This window comes from Streptomyces sp. NPDC001750 (genome assembly GCF_042892615.1).
In the GTDB taxonomy this organism is placed as follows: Bacteria; Actinomycetota; Actinomycetes; order Streptomycetales; family Streptomycetaceae; genus Streptomyces.
In genome coordinates, this window is sequence record NZ_JBIAUE010000002.1 from 388,897 (window position 1) to 407,075 (window position 18,179).

The following is an 18,179-nucleotide window of genomic DNA, read 5'->3' on the forward strand; positions in this document are numbered from 1 at the left end:
GGCCTTTGGGCCCTGTCCGGGCCGGGACGCTGCGGATACCGTCGGGCGGGTGGCGATGTTCCGACTCCAAGGCAGCAGAACTCTGGCCGTCGACCTGAACGGCGACGCCGTCAAGGCCAAGAACGGTTCGATGGTCGCGTACGACGGCCGGATGACGTTCAAGAAGATGACCGGCGGCGGCGACGGGCTGCGCGGCATGGTGACGCGCCGGCTGACCGGTGAGCAGATGTCCGTGATGCAGGTGACGGGCAAGGGCACCTGCTACTTCGCCGACCGCGCGAGCGAGATCAGCCTGGTCTCCCTGCACGGCGACAAGCTCTACGTCGAGGCGAGCAATCTGCTCTGCACCGACGCCGGGCTGCGCACCGGCACCACCTTCACCGGCCTGCGCGGCGGGGCGAGCGGCAACGGGCTGTTCACCACGACCGTCGAGGGCACCGGTCAGGTGGCGATCGTGTCGGACGGCGCGGCCGTGGGGCTGCGGGTCTCACCGCAGTACCCGCTGTTCGTCGACCCCGGCGCCTACATCGCCCACCAGGGGGATCTGCGGCAGCACCTCCAGTCCGGGGTGAACTTCCGGACGCTGATGGGCGAGGGCTCGGGCGAGGCGTTCCAGATGAGGTTCGAGGGCGAGGGGATCGTGTACGTCCAGCCCAGCGAGCGCAACACCCTGGGGGGCGAACTCTGATGCCGTTCCGTGAGATCAACGCGAAGATGGTCGAGGCGACGGTGGTTCCCGGCCAGAAGCTGTACAGCCAGCGGGGCGCGATGCTCGCCTACCGCGGCGAGGTCTCGTTCACCCCGAACATCCAGGGCGGCCAGGGCGGGATGCTGTCGATGATCGGCCGCCGGGTGGCGGGCGAGGCGACCCCGCTGATGACGGTCGAGGGGAACGGCACGGTGATGTTCGGCCACGGCGGCCATCACGTCCAGGTGATCGAGCTGTCCGGGGACACTCTGTACGTCGAGGCCGACCGGCTGCTCGCCTTCGACGGCTCGCTCCAGCAGTCCACCATGTTCATGGGCTCGCAGGGCGGGGTGATGGGCATGGTGCGCGGCCAGGTGACCGGCCAGGGCCTGTTCACCACGACGCTGACCGGCCATGGGGCGGTCGCCGTGATGGCCCACGGCGGGGTGATCGAGCTGCCGATCAACCCCGGCGACGAGGTGCACGTGGACCCGCAGGCGTACGTCGCGCACCACGGCAATGTGCGCAACAAGCTCTCCGCCGCGCTCGGCTGGCGCGAGATGGTGGGGCGCGGCTCCGGCGAGGCGTTCCAGCTGGAGCTGAGCGGCAGCGGCACGGTCTATGTCCAGGCATCGGAGGAGAAGCTGTGAGCACGCCCGTCGTCTTCGACCCGATGACGCTGCCCTCGGACGACAACGTCAACGCGTACACGTTCTGCGTGGAGCTGGCCGGAAGCCAGTGGTTCCTGCAGAAGGGCAAGATGATCGCCTACTACGGGCGGATCGAGTTCGACGGCGTCGGCCACGGCCGCTTCGAGCGGCTGCTGCGGACGAGCTTCCATTCGCCGCTGCACGCGAGCGACTGGGTGGTGGCGGAGGGCAGCGGCAAGATGCTGCTCGCGGACCGGGCGTTCGACGTGAACTCTTACGACCTGGAGGACGGGAACCTGACGATCCGTTCGGGCAACCTGCTGGCGTTCCAGCCGTCCCTGGCGCTCAAGCAGTCGATCGTGCCGGGGTTCCTGACGCTGATCGGCACGGGGAAGTTCGTGGCCGCGTCCAACGGCCCGGTGGTCTTCATGGAACCGCCGCTCCGGGTCGACCCGCAGGCACTGGTGGGCTGGGCGGACTGCCCCTCGCCGTGCCACCACTACGACCACGGGTATCTGACGGGCGTGCTGGGCGGTCTGCGGGCGCTGACCGGGATCGGCGGCACCTCGGGCGAGGAGCACCAGTTCGAGTTCGTCGGCGCGGGTACGGTCCTGCTCCAGTCGTCCGAGGCGCTGCTGCCCGACCAGCCGACGGGCGCGACACCGACCCAGCCGGGGGTGCCGGGCGGCTCGGGTCAACCCGGCGCCTCACACCGTCCGTCCGGTCAGCTCGGGGACCTCCAGCGTCGCTTCGGTTGGTGAACGGTAGCCTGCGCACTGTGACGCCGGGCGCCCGCACCCCGCGCTCCGAGCCGCGTTCGCGCCCGTACCACGGACGCCGCACCTTTACTTCGTCCGTCTTTCAACTTCTTAGGTAGAATCGTCATATGGAGACCGAGACCGAGACCGCCACTCGCTGGCTGAACAACGCGGAGCAGTGCGCCTGGCGCACCCATCTGGAGGTCAGCAGACTGCTGATGCACCAGCTCGAGAAGGACCTCCAGCCCTTCGGCCTGACCATGAACGACTACGAGATCCTGGTCAACCTCTCGGAGTCGGAGGGTCAGCGCATGCGCATGAGCGACCTCGCCACCGCGACGCTGCAGTCCAAGAGCAGGCTCTCGCACCAGATCACCCGCATGGAGAACGCGGGCCTGGTCCGCCGGGAGAACTGCGAGTCCGACCGGCGCGGACTGTACGGCGTCCTCACCGAACACGGCGCGGAGACCATGCGGAAGGTGGCGCCGCACCACGTGGCGTCGGTGCGCAGGCACTTCATGGACCTGCTGACGCCGGAGGCGCTGGACAACCTGCACACGGCACTGACCCCGGTGGCCGAGCATCTGCGCGGCCGACGCGGAAAGATCTGACCGCGGCGGAAGGATCCGGCCGCGGGCGATGCGAGCTCGCGGGCGACGTGCCCCCGCGGGCCGCCCGGCCCCGCGGGCGGGACGAACCGCGCACGGCGTGACCTCGCGAGCGGCACGATCCCACGGGCGAGGTGGCGCCCACGGCACGGGTCGAGGGCAGGCCGTCCGGCTCAGTCGGCGGCCGGCAGCCACAGCTCGAAGCACGCGCCGCCCTCCGGGGCGTCGCCCACCGTCAGCCGGCCACCGTGCCGTACGGCGACATCACGCGCGATGGCCAGACCCAGCCCGGCGCCGCCCTCGTCCCGGCTGCGGGCGTCGTCGAGGCGTACGAAGCGTTCGAATACCCGTTCACGCTCGTTCGGCGGTACCCCCGCCCCGTCGTCGGTGACCGCGACGGCGACCCCGCCGCGCTCCCGACGTACCGAGACCGTCACCGCGTGCTCCGCGTGACGCTCGGCGTTGTCCAGCAGATTGCCGATCACCCGGGCCAACTGCGCCCGGGAGCCGGTCACTTCGAGGCCACCGGAGTCCGGTGCACGCACGGCGGGAGCGATCCGGTCGCCGCTGCGCTGGGAGACCGCCTCATGGACCAGCACCCCCAGGTCCAGCGTCGAGCGGCCCGGCCGCTCCCCCGCGTCCAGCCGGGCCAGCAGCAGCAGATCGGCCGCCAGCGCCTGGAGCCGTACGGTGTCGGCGACGGCCCCCGGCAGATCCAGCAGTTCCGGATGCGCGGCGCCCACCTCCAGCTGGGTGCGCAGCGAGGCGATCGGGCTGCGCAGCTCGTGCGAGGCGTCGGCGACGAAACGCCGCTGCCGCTCCACCGACGCCTCCAGGGCCGTCAGCGTCTCGTTGGTGGTACGGGCCAGCCGGGCGATCTCGTCCCGGGAGCCAGGCTCCGGCACCCGCCTGCTCACATCCTCGGACGCGGTGATCGCGGCCATCTCCCGGCGGATGCCCTCGACCGGGCGCAGCGCCCGACGGGTCACCAGCCAGGTCACCCCGGCGACCACGACGAGCAGCACCGGCAGCCCGGCCAGCATCGCGGTGCGCACGCTGCCGACGGCCTCCCGCTCGGCCGCCAGCGGGGCACCCGCGTGGACGGTCAGGGTCGTCCCGGCGGGGGTGGTCGCCCGCACGGAAGCGAAACGGTATTCGGCCGTCTCGCCGTCGACGGTGGCGGTGCCGTTGTCGAAGTCCGGTTCGTCGGAGTCGACCTCGCCCCGGCCGGGTTCGGAGCGACCGCCGCCGTCGCCGTCGTCCGACTCGTCGTCTCCCCCGGAGCCGGGGGCGGAGCCGTCGGGGCTCGCCGGTGCGGTGGAGGGGGCCGGGGTGACGCGGTCCGTGCCGGTCCCGGAGATCGCCTCCAGGTCCTTGGACACGGCGACCACCCGCCCGTCCTCGTCCGTCACCTGGACCGGGTGGTCCTCCTCGTCGCGCATCTCCAGCCGGTCGTACGGCACACCGAGGGCGAGCTGCCCGGCGACCTCGCGGGCCACCACCTCGGCCTGGAGACCCGCCTGGCCGATGAGGTTCGCGCGCAGCACGAGGAGCACGGCGAGCCCGGCCCCGACCAGTGCGAGCGCGACGACGGCGGTGGCACCGAGCGCCGCCCTGGCGCGTACCGACCTCACGGCCCCTCCTCCAGCCGGTACCCGGCGCCCCGCACCGTGCGGATGAGTGCCGCGCCGAGCTTGCGCCGCAGCGCGCTGACGTACACCTCGACGATGTTCGGATCGCCGTCGTAGGCGAAGTCCCAGACGTGTTCCAGGATGTCCGCCTTGCTCACCACCTGTCCGGGGCGCAGCGCGAGCTGTTCCAGCACCGCGAACTCCTTGGTGGTGAGCGGGATCTCGGTTCCGGCGAGACGGACCCGACGTGCGGCGGTGTCCATGCGCAGCGCGCCGACGGTGACCACCGGCGAGCCGGACCCGCCGCCCCGGCGCCGCAACAGCGCCCGGATCCTGGCGACCAGCACCACGTACGAGAACGGCTTGGTCAGATAGTCGTCGGCCCCGGTGTCCAGGCCCTCCGCCTCGTCGTACTCGCCGTCCTTCGCGGTGAGCATCAGGATCGGCACGTCGTGTCCGGCGGCGCGCAGGGCGGCGCAGACCCGGTAGCCGTTCATCCCGGGCAGCATGATGTCGAGGACGACGAGGTCGTACGCGCCGTCGGCGGCCCGGTGCAGCCCTTCGATGCCGTCGTGCACGACGTCCACGGCGAAGCCCTCGGCGGTGAGCCCGCCGGCCAGGGACGCCGCCAGCCGCTTCTCGTCCTCCACGATCAAAAGGCGCATGGATCCAGGGTCGCAAACCGATCCTGAAGGCGGCTTCAGCCGCCTTCAGGCTGCGTTCAGCATCACCCCGGCAGTGTGGGACCCGCCGATACCGACACCCGACCGGGAGGTACCCCATGAAGCGCAGGATCGTCGTCGCCGCCGTCGCCGCGGCCGTGCTCGTCGGCGGCGGGACCGCCACCGCCATGGCCTTCGCGGACAACGAGGGACACGACCGCGACGCCGCCCGCAGCAGTACGCCGGGCGCCGGAACCGCCCGCGTGGACGTCGGGGACGCCACGGCCGCCGCCGTCGAGGCCGTCCCGGGCACGGTCACCGAGGCCGAGCTGGACGACGAGGACGGCACGGTCGTCTGGGAGCTGGACGTGTACGGCTCCGACGGCGGGTGGCACGACGTGACGGTGGACGCGGGCAGGGGCACGGTGCTCGGCACGCATGCCGCCGACGACCGCGACGGCCGTGACGCGCACGCCCCCCGCTCGGCCGCCGTCTCCCTGGACGCCGCCGTCAGGGCCGCGCTCGGGACCGCACCGGGCACGGTGACGTCGGTCGACCTGGACGACGACCACGACGGCCGGGGCGGGGCATCCCACTGGGAGGTCGAGGTCCGGGGCGAGAACGGCACGCACCACGAGCTGAACGTCGACGCGCGGACCGGGAAGGTCACGGCGGACCGGTCGGACGACGGCGATGCCCAGGGGGACGACAGGGACGACAGGGACGACAGGGACGACCACCACGACGACCGGGACGACGACTGAGGTCTCGCGCCCGGGGTTACGACCTGGGGGGCGATAGGGAGTGGATCAGGGAGCGTCGTCATGCGCCTTCGATTGCAAGGCGGAGGAGGGAGTCGATGCGGCGCATCGACAACCGACGACAACGCCGCAAGCGGAGTCGCAGGGCGGCGCGAGCCCGCTCCCTATCGGTCCCCAGGTCGTCAGGGGCCGCCGGTGGGCGGCGGGTGGGGGCGCGCGGCTCAGGGCGCGTAGCTCAGGACCGTCCCCTCGTCCAACGACAGGAAGACGACGTTTCCGCGCGCGAGGAGCGAGATGCCCGCCGGGTCGCGCGGGGTGCCCGGTGTGGGCCATCCGTTCGGCGGGTCGCCGGCGAACCCCGGATCGCCCTCGGCGGCCAGGTCCAGGGGCGACACCTTGCGGTCGCCCACGACGAGGGCGCGGTCACCGGCGACGGACGGACGGCCGAAGGTGTTCATGCCCTCGCCGCCCTCGTACGTGACCCAGTACTGCCGCCCGTCGGACAGTCCGAACGCGTACGTCCGCGTCCGGCTGCTCACCACGACCTTGCCGTCGCGGGACAGGGCGGGCCGGTAGGCGATGTCCACCCCGGCGGCGACCGAGCGGCGGTTCTGCGGGGCCGTCACGTCGACGACCGTCAGGCCGTTCGAACCGGAGCAGAGGAGCTGCCGCCCCTTCAGGACCGGCATGCGGCAGGAGATCTCACCGGCCGCGATGCCGCCCAGTCGGCTGCCGTCGGAGCCCTTCAGCACGGTGACGCCCTCGCCCGCCGCGACGAGCCGGCCGTCGGCGAAGGCCAGTCCGGCCCCGTCGGCCGGGTCGTCCCACTCCTTGTCCCACACGAGCTCGTGCGTACCGGTGAGCCGACGGGCGAGGAGGTGGGCGCGGCCGGTGCCGCCGGGCTTCGTGGCGAAGTAGAGCACCCCGCCGGACTCGACGGAATCGGCCACGCGGGCACCGCCGGGCAGCGGCTCCCGCCAGCGCTCGGCCCCGTCGGTCAGCCCGCGCGCGACCAGGGAGCCGTTCTCGAAGGCGTACACGGTGGTGCCGAGGACGGCGGCCACCGGGACCGGGCCGGTTCCCGCGCTCACCGGGTCGGTCGCCCAGCGCTTCTTCCCGTTCGCGGCGTCCAGCGCGGTGACGCGCCGCGGTCCGCCGCAGACCAGGGCGGTGTCCGTGAGGACGCACGCCGCCGGGCCGCCGTCCTCGATCCGGCTCTTCCACGCCTGCCAGCCCGCCGGACGGGCGGAGAGTTCCGTGGCCGCCGTCCCGAAGTCGCCGGTGCGACCGGCGTCCGCGCCGGGGACGACGACGGCTGCGGCACCACGCCGAACGGCGGAGGCGGATGCGGACGGTTCACCCGCGCGGTCGCCGTCCCCGGCGTCCCGCCCGAGCACCCCCGGCCGCAGGACGGCCCCGAGCGCCGCGCACACCACGACGGCGGCGGCCGTCAGCCCGGTCCGAAGAACCCGCTTCCGCCGTCCGTCACCCGGTGCGGCCACGGGCACGACCGGCGTCGGGGCGAACGGCGGAGCGCTGCGGGCCGGTGCCAGGGTCGGCGCTCGGAGGGGCGCCCGCGGTACGGCGGGCAGTGGTGCGACCGCCTCCGCGACGGTCCGCGCCCCGGCCGCGTGCTCGTCGAGCAGTCCCCTGACCCCGTCCGTCCAGGGGAAGGCGCCCGGTGCCGCCATCACCGCTCCCCGCCCCGGCAGCAGCATCTCGACGAGCTGGTCCGGGGTCGGCCGGTCCCCGGCCCCGGTGCGCAGACACGCCTCGATCACCTCGCGCAACCGGGGCGGCACACCGGACAGTTCGGCCTCGCCCCGGGAGATCCGGAAGATCACGGCCGCCATGTCCGAGTCGTCGAACGGCCCCCGCCCCGCCGCCGCGAAGGCGAGCACCGCGCCCAGGCAGAACACGTCGGACGCCGGGACGAGCGAGCGTGAGCCGTTGACGTGCTCGGGCGAGATGTAGCCGGGGCTGCCCACCACCACGCCGGTCCGGGTCAGCTGGGTGGCGTCGAACGCCTGGGCGATACCGAAGTCGATCACCTTCGGCCCGTCCGCGCCGAGCAGCACGTTGCCGGGCTTGAGGTCGCGGTGGAGGACCCGCACGGCGTGCATGTCGGCGAGCGCGCGGGCGAGCCCGGCCCCCGTCTCGCGCACGACGTGCTCGGGCAGCGGCCCGACGCGGGTCACCGCCTCGGCGAGCGAGGGGCCCGGCACGTACTCGGTCGCCAGCCAGGGCGGCCGACCGTTCGCGTCGCCGCCCACCAGGGCCGCGGTGTGCGGGCTGCGGACGGCACCCGCCGCGTCGATCTCGCGCCGGAAGCGGATCCGGAAGCCGTCGTCGAGGTCGAGGTCCGGGCGCACGGTCTTCAGCGCGACCAGCCCGTCGAGCGGGTCGGTGGCACCCGCCGGACGCGCCAGGTACACCTCGCCCATGCCGCCCGCCCCCAGCAGCCCGAGTGGCTGGTACGGCCCGATCACTCCGGCCCGGCCGGGCGGAAGCGGCTCGATCACTGTGCGCCTCCAGGGCTGTTCGTCGGACGGTCCGACTGCTGGTCGGACGATTCAGCTGTGCGTCAGGCGGTTCACCCGGGCAGCGGCACGGAGAGCGTGGTGCCGTCGTCGTAGACGACGTGGACGACGCCACCGACCGGCAGCACCTGCGGGTCGAGCAGTTCCTTGTCGAGCTCGACGCCATTGGGCACGGGGTCGTACGTCGGTGTCCGGCTCGGCCCCGGGGCGCCCGCCGTCCGGGTCCGCTGCAGGGGGCCGAGGGTGCCGTCGTGACGGATCGGAACCGTGTACAGGGTGGTGCTGTCCGCCCACACCAGGGTGTCCGCGACGATCAACGGGTCGGAGACCGGGTTGCTCATGCCCGGCGCCTGCTTCCCGCCGAGCGGGAACCGGCCGAGCGTGCGGCCGCCGTCACGGCTCACGACGACGAGTTCGTCCGGCACGCCCGGTGTGTACTCCTCGCCCCTCCGGCGGAACGTGATCACGGTGTCGTCGAGCGCGGTCAGGCGCGCCCCGGCGACCAGTGCCCGGTCGAGCGGCACCCGCCCCTCCGCCTGGAGCGTCCCGGCCTCGTACCGCAGGGCGATCATGTCGAAGCCGAAGCCGGAGGGGTCGTCGTTCCTGACGTCGACGGCACAGAAGGCCGAACGACCCCGCACCCGTAGTTCCCCGCAGCCCGTACTGGTGCGACCCTTCCCCTCGCCCTGCACGGCCTCGCCACCGGCCGTGCCCAGCAGGGCACCGTCCTCGGGCCGGAACGCCTTCGGCGCTTCCTCGCCGATCGCGTACAGCACCTTTCCGTCGGTGGCGACCGGCCAGAAGTTGCCCTTGCGCGCATTGGAGACGGTCTGCGGGGCCAGCGGCTTCTCCCACTTCCGGGTGCCGGTCGCGCGGTCGTGGGCGGCGAGCGAGGCACCCTCCGGGGCGGCCGTGGTCGCGGCGAAGACCAGGTCTCCGAGGACCAGCGGAGCACTGTGCAGGTCGTGCGCGCCACCGGACTCGGTCTCCCAGCGGACTGCGCCGGTCCGCGCGTCCAGCGACTGCAGCCGGCCGCCCGCGGCGAGCAGCACGGTGTCGTCGTGGACGGTGGGCCGGGTGGCGTCGGCCGGCATGAAGAACTGGCCGCGCGGCCCCCAGCCCGCCGCCCTGCTCGTCTGACCGGTGCCGAACGTCCACAGCTGGTGCCCGTCCGCCGCCGACAGCGCCTCGTACGTGCCGTCGACGAGCCGGCACACGAGCACGTCGCGGCCCGCGGAGCAGCCGATCGGCGACTGGGAGAACCTGCCCTTCCAGGGTTTCTTCCAGCCCGTGGGCCGGACGTCGCGGCCGTACGGGACCGTGCCCGAGCCGTCCGGTCCGCCGTTCTCGTCCACCCCCGCCACGATCCGGGCGGCGGGTGAACCGCCCTTGCCCGTCGCTCCGTCGGCGGTGTCGCGGTCGCCGTGGCCGTTCCGCCAGGCCAGGATGGAGCCGGTGGCCGCGCCCAGCACGATCAGGGCGGCGAGGGCGGCTCCCAGGGCGCGGCGGGAGCGGCGCGGGGGCGGGGCGAGGCCGGGGCCCTGGGTGGGCGCGATGTGCAGGCCGGGCGCGAAATCGGTGCCCCGGGTGGGCAGTTGGTGGGGTGCCGGGTGGCTGCCGGTGGCGGCCTCGGTGGGGGTGTAGCCGGGCAGCAGGGGGCCGTCGAGCGCGAGGACGCGGGCCAGTTCGCGTTCGTACTCGGCGATGTGACGGGCCACCGGTTCCGGCCACCGCACGGCGGCTCCTGGCTCCAGCCTCCGGGCGAGTTCCCCGGCGGTGGGGCGGGCGGACGGGTCGGCGGTCAGGCAGTCCGCCAGGACGGCGCGCAGCGCCTCGGGCACGCCGTCGAGATCGGCCTCGACGTACTTGACCCGGTAGAGCACGGCGGCGACCGGGCCATCCCCGAACGGGTCGCGGCCGGTGGCGGCGAAGCACAGCACGGAGGCCAGGCAGAAGACGTCCGAGGCGGGGACGACGCGTCCGCTTCCCGCCACGTGCTCCGGGGACATGAAGGCGGGGCTGCCGACCATGCGGCTGGTGGTGGTGAGCGGGGTCGCGCCGGGGTCCCGGGCGATGCCGAAGTCGATGAGGCGCGGGCCGTCCGCGGCGAGCATCACGTTGCCGGGCTTCACGTCGCGGTGGACGATGCCGGCCGCGTGGACGGCGGCCAGGGCGCGGGCGAGCCCGGCGCCGAGCATCCGCACCTCGGCCTCGTCCATCGCCCCGGCGCCCCGGACGGCCGCGGACAGGGTCGGTCCGGCCACGTATCCGGTTGCCAGCCAGGGCACTTCGGCCTCGGCGTCCCCGTCGAGCAGCCGGGCGAGGTGGGGGCCGTCGACGGACCGGGCGACGGTGATCTCTCGGCGGAAGCGGTCGCGGAAGCCCGGGTCGCCCGCCACATCGCGGCGGACCGTCTTGACGGCGACCGGGACTCCACCGCCCGTCCGCGCTCCGCCCCCATCACCGGCCGCGCCGGCTTCGCACAGCGCGAGGAAGACCTCCCCCATGCCGCCCGCCCCGAGCCTGGCCCGTATCCCGTAGGGCCCGATCCTTCTGGGCGAGTCCTCCCGCAACGGCCCCAGCATGCGCCAATCCCCCCGTCGACAACGCGCGCAGCGCCGGGGAACACCGGGGAAGGCCGGGTTCCGTCGCGTGCGTCCGGCGGTAATTTTGCCACGGACACGTCACGCTGCGCGGTCCCGGACCTGTCACGGGACGGCACCGGACCCGTACCCCCGGCGGCGGAACCGACGCACCGTCGGCCGCGTCCGCATGGGGCCCATGCCCCGGCGCCGGACCACGGCCGCCCGGCGGACCGGCCCGGCTCGGAGGTCCGGCCCGGAGGCCGCCGTGGCCGGGGCCCCGCCCACCTCCGCTCAGGCCTCGGTGAGCCCCGCCACCAGTTCGTCCGCCGCCGCGTACGGATCGAGGCTCCCCGCCACGATGCGTTCCGCGAGCGCGCCGAGGTGACGGTCGCCGTGCAGATCGCCGATGCGCTCGCGCAGCCGCGTGACGGCGATGGTCTCGACCTCGCGGGCCGCGCGGGCCGTACGCCGCTCGGCGAGGACGCCACGCTCCTCCATCCACGCCCGGTGCTTCTCCAGCGCCTCGACGACCTCGTCGATCCCCTCGCCCCGGGCCGCGACCGTCTTCACGATCGGCGGGCGCCAGTCGCCGGGACCGCGGGCCTCGCCCAGGCCCAGCATGTGGTTGAGCTCGCGCGCGGTGGCGTCCGCCCCGTCCCGGTCGGCCTTGTTGACCACGTACACGTCACCGATCTCCAGGATTCCGGCCTTCGCCGCCTGGATGCCGTCGCCCATGCCGGGGGCCAGCAGGACGACGGAGGTGTCCGCCTGGGAGGCGATCTCCACCTCCGACTGGCCGACGCCGACCGTCTCCACCAGGACCACGTCGCAGCCCGCCGCGTCCAGCACCCGGATCGCCTGCGGCGCCGCCCAGGCGAGGCCGCCCAGATGCCCGCGGGTGGCCATGGAACGGATGTAGACGCCCGGGTCCGAGGCGTGCTCCGACATCCGCACCCGGTCGCCCAGGAGCGCCCCGCCGGAGAACGGCGAGGACGGGTCGACGGCCAGCACGCCGACCCGCTTGCCGGCCCGCCGGTACGCCGAGACCAGCGCCGACGTCGATGTCGACTTGCCGACACCGGGCGAGCCGGTCAGGCCGACCACGTACGCGTTGCCGGTCAGCGGCGCCAGGGCCGCCATCACCTCGCGCAGCTGCGGCGACGCCCCCTCGACCAGGGAGATGAGCCGCGCCACGGCCCTCGGCCGGCCGGCCCGGGCCTGCTCGACCAGGGTGGGGACGTCCACCATCACCGCTCCGTTCACTCGCGCGTGCTCCACGTGTACTACGTACGGCCCAGCCGGGCCGTTCCCGGGCCCGGACGTACGGTCCGGACCCGCTCGCGTGCGTACGGTCCGTCCCCCGGGCGGACGTACGGTCCCGTCCCCGGGCGGCGGGCCGCTGCGGCCTACTTCTTCGGGACGCGGACGATCAGGGCGTCGCCCTGGCCGCCGCCGCCGCACAGCGCCGCCGCGCCGACGCCACCGCCGCGCCGCTTCAGCTCCAGCGCCAGGTGCAGCACCAGCCGGGCACCGGACATGCCGATCGGGTGACCGAGCGCGATGGCACCGCCGTTGACGTTGACCTTGTCGGAGGTGACGCCGAGGTCCTTCATGGACTGGACGGCGACCGCCGCGAACGCCTCGTTGATCTCGATCAGGTCGAGGTCCTCGACCTGGATGCCCTCCTTCTTCAGGGCGTGCAGGATCGCGTTGGACGGCTGCGACTGGAGCGAGTTGTCGGGGCCCGCCACATTGCCGTGGGCACCGATCTCCGCGATCCACTCCAGGCCCAGCTCCTCGGCCTTGGCCCTGCTCATGACGACGACGGCCGCGGCACCGTCGGAGATCTGCGAGGAGGTGCCCGCGGTGATCGTGCCGTCCTTGGTGAAGGCCGGGCGCAGCCGGGCCAGGGACTCGACGGTCGTCTCCGCGCGGATGCCCTCGTCCTTGGCGAAGAGGACCGGGTCGCCCTTGCGCTGCGGGATCTCGACCGGGGTGATCTCGGCCTCGAAGACGCCGTTCTTCTGGGCGGCGGCGGCACGCTGGTGGGAGAGGGCGCCGATCTCGTCCTGGGCGGCACGGGTCAGCCCCAGACGGGTGTTGTGCTTCTCCGTGGACTCGCCCATCGGGATGTTCTCGTAGGCGTCGGTCAGGCCGTCGTACGCCATGGAGTCGAGCATCTCGACGGCGCCGTACTTGTGGCCCTCGCGGGACTTCGGGAGCAGGTGCGGGGCGTTGGTCATCGACTCCTGGCCGCCCGCGACGACGATGTCGAACTCACCCGCGCGGATCAGCTGGTCGGCCAGCGCGATCGCGTCGAGTCCGGACAGGCACACCTTGTTGACGGTGAGCGCGGGGACGTTCATCGGGATGCCCGCCTTGACGGCGGCCTGGCGCGCCGGGATCTGCCCCGCACCGGCCTGGAGCACCTGGCCCATGATCACGTACTCGACCTGGTCGCCACCGATGCCGGCCCGGTCCAGCGCGGCCTTGATGGCGATGCCGCCGAGGTCGGCCCCGGAGAAGCTCTTCAGGGAGCCGAGGAGGCGGCCCATGGGCGTACGCGCGCCCGCGACGATCACTGAGGTGGTACCGGTCGTTCCTGACATGAGCCGCAGCCCCTTGGGGTGAGATGTGAACGAGGGTTTACTCGAATGTACTGAGCGGTACTCCGCCCGTCATCCGGCAACGGGTGTGATGGCGCGCACGTTGCGTAACCATCGGTGGAGCGCTGCACTGGTTCCATGCTGACGCGAATCGACCACATCGGGATCGCCTGTTCCGACCTCGACAGGACCATCGATTTCTACCGGACGACCTACGGGTTCGAGGTGTTCCACACCGAGGTCAACGAGGAGCAGGGTGTGCGCGAGGCCATGCTCAAGATCAACGATACGTCCGACGGCGGCGCTTCGTACCTCCAGCTCCTGGAGCCGATCCGGGAGGACTCCCCGGTCGGCAAGTGGATGGCGAAGAACGGCGAGGGCGTCCACCACATCGCCTTCGGCACCGCGGACGTCGACGCCGACGCCGCGGAGATCCGGGGGAAGGGCGTCAGGGTGCTCTACGACGAGCCGCGGACCGGGTCGATGGGGTCCCGGATCACCTTCCTGCACCCCAAGGACTGTCACGGTGTCCTGACCGAACTGGTCACCTCCGCAGCGGAGCACTGACCTCCGGATACCCGGCCCGGTAGAGTGGGCCGTTCCGGGCCGGGGCCGGGTCGGGGCCGCGGCGCGTCCCCAGCCGTTGATCTGTCACCATTCCCCGGGGGACCGTTCACCGGCGAACGGTACTCGTAGGAGAGTTGCGACCATGGGACGGATGGGACCGCGCAGTGCGGGGCTACGAACGCCAGGAGAGCCACCGAGCTGACGACGACCATCTCTCGCGGTTCGAAGCCGAGATGGACCGGCTGAAGACCGACCGGGAGAAGGCCGTCCAGCACGCCGAGGACCTCGGTTACCAGGTCGAGGTCTTGCGCGCCAAGCTGCACGAGGCTCGGCGCAATCTCGCGAACCGTCCCGCGTACGACAACGCGGACATCGGTTACCAGGCCGAGCAGTTGCTCCGGAACGCGCAGGTCCAGGCCGAGCAACTGCGCACCGACGCCGAGCGGGAGCTGCGCGAGGCACGTGCACAGACGCAGCGGATCCTTCAGGAGCACGCCGAGCATCAGGCGCGGCTCCAGGCCGAGTTGCACAACGAGGCCGTGCAGCGTCGCCAGCAGCTCGACCAGGAGCTGGCCGAGCGCCGCCGTACGGTCGAGTCCCACGTCAACGAGAACGTCGCCTGGGCCGAGCAGCTGAGGGCCCGGACGGAGTCCCAGGCACGCCGGCTGCTGGAGGAGTCCAGGGCCGAGGCCGAACAGGCGCTGGCGGCGGCGCGGGCGGAGACCGGCCGGCTGGCGGAGGAGACCCGGCAGCGGCTCGGGGCCGAGGCCGAGGCGGCCCGCGCCGAGGCCGAGGCGCTGCTGCTGCGTGCCCGCAAGGACGCCGAGCGGCTGCTGAGCACCGCCTCCGCGCAGGCGCAGGAGGCGACCAGTCACGCCGAGCGGCTGCGGTCGTCGACGACCGCCGAGACCGAGCAGGCGCGGCAGCAGACCGCGGAGCTGAACCGGGCCGCCGAGCAGCGCATGCAGGAGGCCGAGACCCGGCTGCGCGAGGCCCGGCTGGAGGCCGAGAAGGTCACCTCCGAGGCGAAGGAGGCGGCCGTCAAGCGGCTGGCCGCCGCCGAGTCGGACAACGAGCAGCGCACGCGCACGGCCAGGTCGGAGATCGCCCGGCTGGTCGGCGAGGCCACCAAGGAGGCCGAGACGCTCAGGGCGGAGGCCGAGCAGGCGCTCGCCGACGCCCGTGCCGAGGCGGAGCGGCTGAAGTCCGAGGCGGCGGAGAAGGCCCGTTCGGCCGCCGCCGAGGACGCCGCCGCCCAGCTCGCCAAGGCCGCCAGGTCCGCCGAGGAGGTGCTGACCAAGGCGTCCGAGGACGCGAAGTCCACCACCCGGGCAGCGAGCGAGGAGGCCGAGCGGATCCGCCGCGAGGCCGAGGCCGAGGCGGACCGGCTGCGCGACGAGGCCGCCGAGCAGGCCGACCAGCTCAAGGGCGCGGCCAAGGACGACACCAAGGAGTACCGGGCCAAGACGGTCGAGCTCCAGGAGGAGGCGCGCCGGCTGCGCGGCGAGGCCGAGCAGCTGCGTTCCGAGGCGGTCGCCGAGGGCGAGCGGATCCGGGGCGAGGCCCGCCGCGAGGCCGTCCAGCAGATCGAGGAGGGCGCGAAGACCGCCGAGGAGCTGCTGGCGAAGGCCAAGGGCGACGCGGAGGAGCTGCGCGCCACCGCGAGCACGGAGAGCGAACGGGTCCGTACCGAGGCGTCCGAGCGTGCCGCCTCGCTGCGCAAGCAGGCCGAGGAGGCTCTGGAGCGCGCCCGCGCTGAGGCGGAGCAGCTGCGGACCGAGGCCGAGGAGCAGGCCGAGTCCACCACCACCGCGGCGGAGCGTGCGGCGGCGGAGCTGCGCGAGGAGACCGAGCGCGCGGTCGCGGCGCGGCAGGCGGAGGCGGCCGAGGAGCTGTCCCGGCTGCGGACCGAGGCCGAAACCAAGGTCACCGCCGCCGAGCAGGAGCTCACGGACGCGCGCGCCGAGGCGGAGCGCATCCGGCGCGAGACGAACGAGGAGTCCGAGCGGCTGCGCGCGGAGGCCGCCGAGCGGCTGCGGGCGCTGCGCGAGCAGGCGGAGGCGGAGGCGGAGCGGCTGCGCGACGAGGCCGCCGCGGACGCCTCGCAGGCGCGCGCGGAGGGCGAGTCCACGGCCGTACGGCTGCGGTCGGAGGCCGCCGCGGAGGCGGAGCGGCTCAAGTCCGAGGCCAAGGAGAGCGCCGACCGGCTGCGGTCGGAGGCCGCGGCCGCCGCCGAACGGGTGGAGGCGGAGGCCACCGAGGCCCTGGAGGCCGCGCGGGAGGAGGCCAACCGGCGTCGCCGGGAGGCGGAGGAGACCCTCGGCTCGGCCCGTACGGAGGCGAACCGGGAGCGCGAGCGGGCCCGCGAGCAGAGCGAGGAACTGCTTGCCTCCGCCCGCAAGCGGGTCGAGGAGGCGCAGGCCGAGGCCCAGCGCCTGGTCGAGGAGGCGGACGGCCGGGCGACCGAGCTCGTCGCCGCGGCCGAGCAGTCCGCCCAGAAGGTGCGGGACGCGGTCAGCGGGCTCCACGAGCAGGCCGAGGAGGAGATCGCCGGGCTGCGCTCGGCCGCCGAGCACGCCGCGGAGCGGACCAGGTCCGAGGCGCAGGAGGAGGCGGACCGGGTCCGCACCGACGCGTACGCGGAACGCGACCGGGCGGGCGAGGACGCGGCCCGGATCCGTCAGGAGGCGCGGGAGGAGTCCGAGGCCGCGAAGGCGATGGCCGAGCGGACCGTCGCGGAGGCGATCGCCGAGTCCGAGCGGCTGCGCGCGGACGCCGCGGAGTACAGCCAGCGGATGCGTACCGAGGCGTCCGACTCGCTGGCGTCGGCCGAGCAGGACGCGGCGCGCAGCCGGGCCGAGGCCCGCGAGGACGCCAACCGGATGCGGTCCGAGGCCGCGGCCCAGGCCGACCGGCTGGTGGGCGAGGCGACGAGCGAGTCCGAGCGGCTGCGCACCGAATCGACGCAGCAGGCCACCGAGCTCGTCGACACGGCCACCCGGCAGGCCACGCAGCTGGTCGAGGAGGCGACGGGACGGGCCACGCGGCTGGTCGACGACGCGACCCAGCAGGCCGCGCTCCTCGTCGACGAGGCGAAGCAGCAGGCGCAGCGGGTGACCGGCGAGGCCGCGGACGAGGCGGAACGGCTGCGCGCGGAGGCGGCGGCCACCGTCGCGTCGGCGCAGGAGCACGCGGCCCGTACCCGCGAGGAGGCGGAGCGGGTGCGCGCCGAGGCGGAGGCTGCGGCCGAGCGGATGCGGAGCGACGCTCGCGAGGAGGCGGACCGGCTGCTCGACGAGGCGCGGGAGACGGCGGCGAAGCGCCGTGCCGACGCGGCCGAGCAGGCGGACCAGCTCGTCGAGAAGGCTCAGGAGGAGGCGCTGCGCACCGCCACGGAGGCGGAGAAGCAGGCCGACACGATGGTCGGCGTGGCCCGCAAGGAGGCCGTGCGGATCACCTCGGAGGCGACTGTGGAGGGCAACTCCCTGGTGGAGCGGGCCCGTACGGACGCCGACGAGCTGCTGGTCGGCGCGCGCCGGGACGCCACGGCGATCCGGGAACGGGCCGAGGAGCTCAGGGCCCGGATCGAGAGCGAGATCGAGGAGCTGCACGACCGGGCCCGGCGGGAGACCGCCGAGCAGATGAAGACGGCGGGCGAGCGCGTCGACAAGCTGATGAAGGCGGCGACCGAGCAGCGCGAGGACGCCGATGCCAAGGCCAAGGAGCTGCTGGCGAACGCGAATTCGGAGGCGAGCAAGGTCCGGATCGCCGCGGTGAAGCGGGCCGAGTCGCTGCTGAAGGAGGCCGAGCAGAAGAAGGCATCGCTGGTCCGCGAGGCCGAGAAGCTGCGGGCGGACGCCGAGGCCGAGGCCGAGCGCATGGTGGCCGAGGGCAAGCGCGAACTCGACGTGCTGGTACGCCGGCGCGAGGACATCAACACCGAGATCTCGCGTGTGCAGGACGTGCTGGAGGCCCTGGAGTCGTTCGAGACGCCGTCGAGCGGCAAGGGTTCGGGCGGTGGTTCGGGCGGTGGCGTCAAGGCCGGTGCCTCCGCGGGCTCCCGCTCGAACGGCAAGTCGTCCGGCTAGTGCCGTGGCCGGACGGGTTTGCCGGGAAGCTCGCG

At 73.7% G+C, this 18,179-nt stretch carries 13 protein-coding genes; 7 read left to right on the plus strand and 6 right to left on the minus strand.

Annotation, left to right across the window (positions count from 1 at the left end):
* The first annotated feature begins 55 nt into the window (after window positions 1-55).
* The 4 genes from ACFYY6_RS05045 to ACFYY6_RS05060 all read left to right on the plus strand — a co-directional run bounded on the left by ACFYY6_RS05045 (window position 56) and on the right by ACFYY6_RS05060 (window position 2,707).
* On the plus strand, window positions 56-688 hold the full coding sequence (locus tag ACFYY6_RS05045) for an AIM24 family protein (RefSeq protein ID WP_351525493.1): 633 nt from the start codon (window positions 56-58) through the stop codon (window positions 686-688).
* Window positions 688-1,338 carry an AIM24 family protein gene (locus tag ACFYY6_RS05050; protein WP_351525488.1) on the plus strand — a complete coding sequence of 217 codons (651 nt, stop codon included), beginning with the start codon at window positions 688-690 and terminating at the stop codon, window positions 1,336-1,338. Before ACFYY6_RS05045 ends, ACFYY6_RS05050 begins: the two co-directional genes overlap by 1 nt.
* Window positions 1,335-2,099 carry an AIM24 family protein gene (locus ACFYY6_RS05055; protein WP_351525487.1) on the plus strand — a complete coding sequence of 255 codons (765 nt, stop codon included), beginning with the start codon at window positions 1,335-1,337 and terminating at the stop codon, window positions 2,097-2,099. Before ACFYY6_RS05050 ends, ACFYY6_RS05055 begins: the two co-directional genes overlap by 4 nt.
* 125 nt (window positions 2,100-2,224) lie before the next feature.
* Window positions 2,225-2,707: a MarR family winged helix-turn-helix transcriptional regulator gene (locus ACFYY6_RS05060; protein ID WP_073792118.1), complete on the plus strand. Its 483-nt coding sequence runs from the start codon at window positions 2,225-2,227 to the stop codon at window positions 2,705-2,707.
* A gap of 170 nt (window positions 2,708-2,877) precedes the next feature.
* Here ACFYY6_RS05060 and ACFYY6_RS05065 read toward each other — a convergent pair whose 3' ends face one another.
* Together ACFYY6_RS05065 and ACFYY6_RS05070 are read right to left on the minus strand one after the other, a co-directional pair.
* The gene (locus ACFYY6_RS05065) at window positions 2,878-4,338 is read right to left on the minus strand and encodes a HAMP domain-containing sensor histidine kinase (RefSeq protein ID WP_351525486.1); all 1,461 of its coding nucleotides are present in this window, start codon (window positions 4,336-4,338) and stop codon (window positions 2,878-2,880) included.
* Window positions 4,335-5,000: a response regulator transcription factor gene (locus tag ACFYY6_RS05070; RefSeq protein WP_351525485.1), complete on the minus strand. Its 666-nt coding sequence runs from the start codon at window positions 4,998-5,000 to the stop codon at window positions 4,335-4,337. The genes ACFYY6_RS05065 and ACFYY6_RS05070 overlap by 4 nt, the downstream gene beginning before the upstream one ends.
* A gap of 116 nt (window positions 5,001-5,116) precedes the next feature.
* On the opposite strand from ACFYY6_RS05070, the gene ACFYY6_RS05075 reads away from it, so the two are divergent.
* Window positions 5,117-5,761, plus strand: coding sequence for a PepSY domain-containing protein (locus tag ACFYY6_RS05075; protein WP_389191712.1), 645 nt, complete (start codon window positions 5,117-5,119; stop codon window positions 5,759-5,761).
* Window positions 5,762-5,979: 218 nt separating this feature from the next.
* On the opposite strand, the gene ACFYY6_RS05080 is transcribed toward ACFYY6_RS05075, so the two are convergent.
* The 4 genes from ACFYY6_RS05080 to ACFYY6_RS05095 all read right to left on the minus strand — a co-directional run bounded on the left by ACFYY6_RS05080 (window position 5,980) and on the right by ACFYY6_RS05095 (window position 13,492).
* The gene (locus tag ACFYY6_RS05080; RefSeq protein ID WP_389191715.1) at window positions 5,980-8,280 is read right to left on the minus strand and encodes a protein kinase; all 2,301 of its coding nucleotides are present in this window, start codon (window positions 8,278-8,280) and stop codon (window positions 5,980-5,982) included.
* A 71-nt stretch (window positions 8,281-8,351) separates the two neighbouring features.
* Entirely contained in the window at window positions 8,352-10,883 is a 2,532-nt protein-coding gene (locus ACFYY6_RS05085) for a protein kinase (RefSeq protein ID WP_351524387.1), read from the minus strand.
* Window positions 10,884-11,174: 291 nt separating this feature from the next.
* Entirely contained in the window at window positions 11,175-12,131 is a 957-nt protein-coding gene (gene meaB / locus ACFYY6_RS05090; protein ID WP_351524389.1) for a methylmalonyl Co-A mutase-associated GTPase MeaB, read from the minus strand.
* Window positions 12,132-12,289: 158 nt separating this feature from the next.
* Window positions 12,290-13,492 (minus strand): acetyl-CoA C-acetyltransferase, encoded by a 1,203-nt coding sequence (locus ACFYY6_RS05095; RefSeq protein ID WP_351524386.1) that lies wholly within the window; start codon window positions 13,490-13,492, stop codon window positions 12,290-12,292.
* Between the two features lie 135 nt (window positions 13,493-13,627).
* Here ACFYY6_RS05095 and mce point away from each other — a divergent pair, with 135 nt between their 5' ends.
* Window positions 13,628-14,056, plus strand: a complete 429-nt coding sequence (gene mce, locus ACFYY6_RS05100; protein WP_351524385.1) for a methylmalonyl-CoA epimerase — start codon at window positions 13,628-13,630, stop codon at window positions 14,054-14,056.
* A 164-nt stretch (window positions 14,057-14,220) separates the two neighbouring features.
* Window positions 14,221-18,144 carry a polarized growth protein Scy gene (scy, locus tag ACFYY6_RS05105; protein WP_389191718.1) on the plus strand — a complete coding sequence of 1,308 codons (3,924 nt, stop codon included), beginning with the start codon at window positions 14,221-14,223 and terminating at the stop codon, window positions 18,142-18,144.
* Window positions 18,145-18,179: the final 35 nt, after the last annotated feature.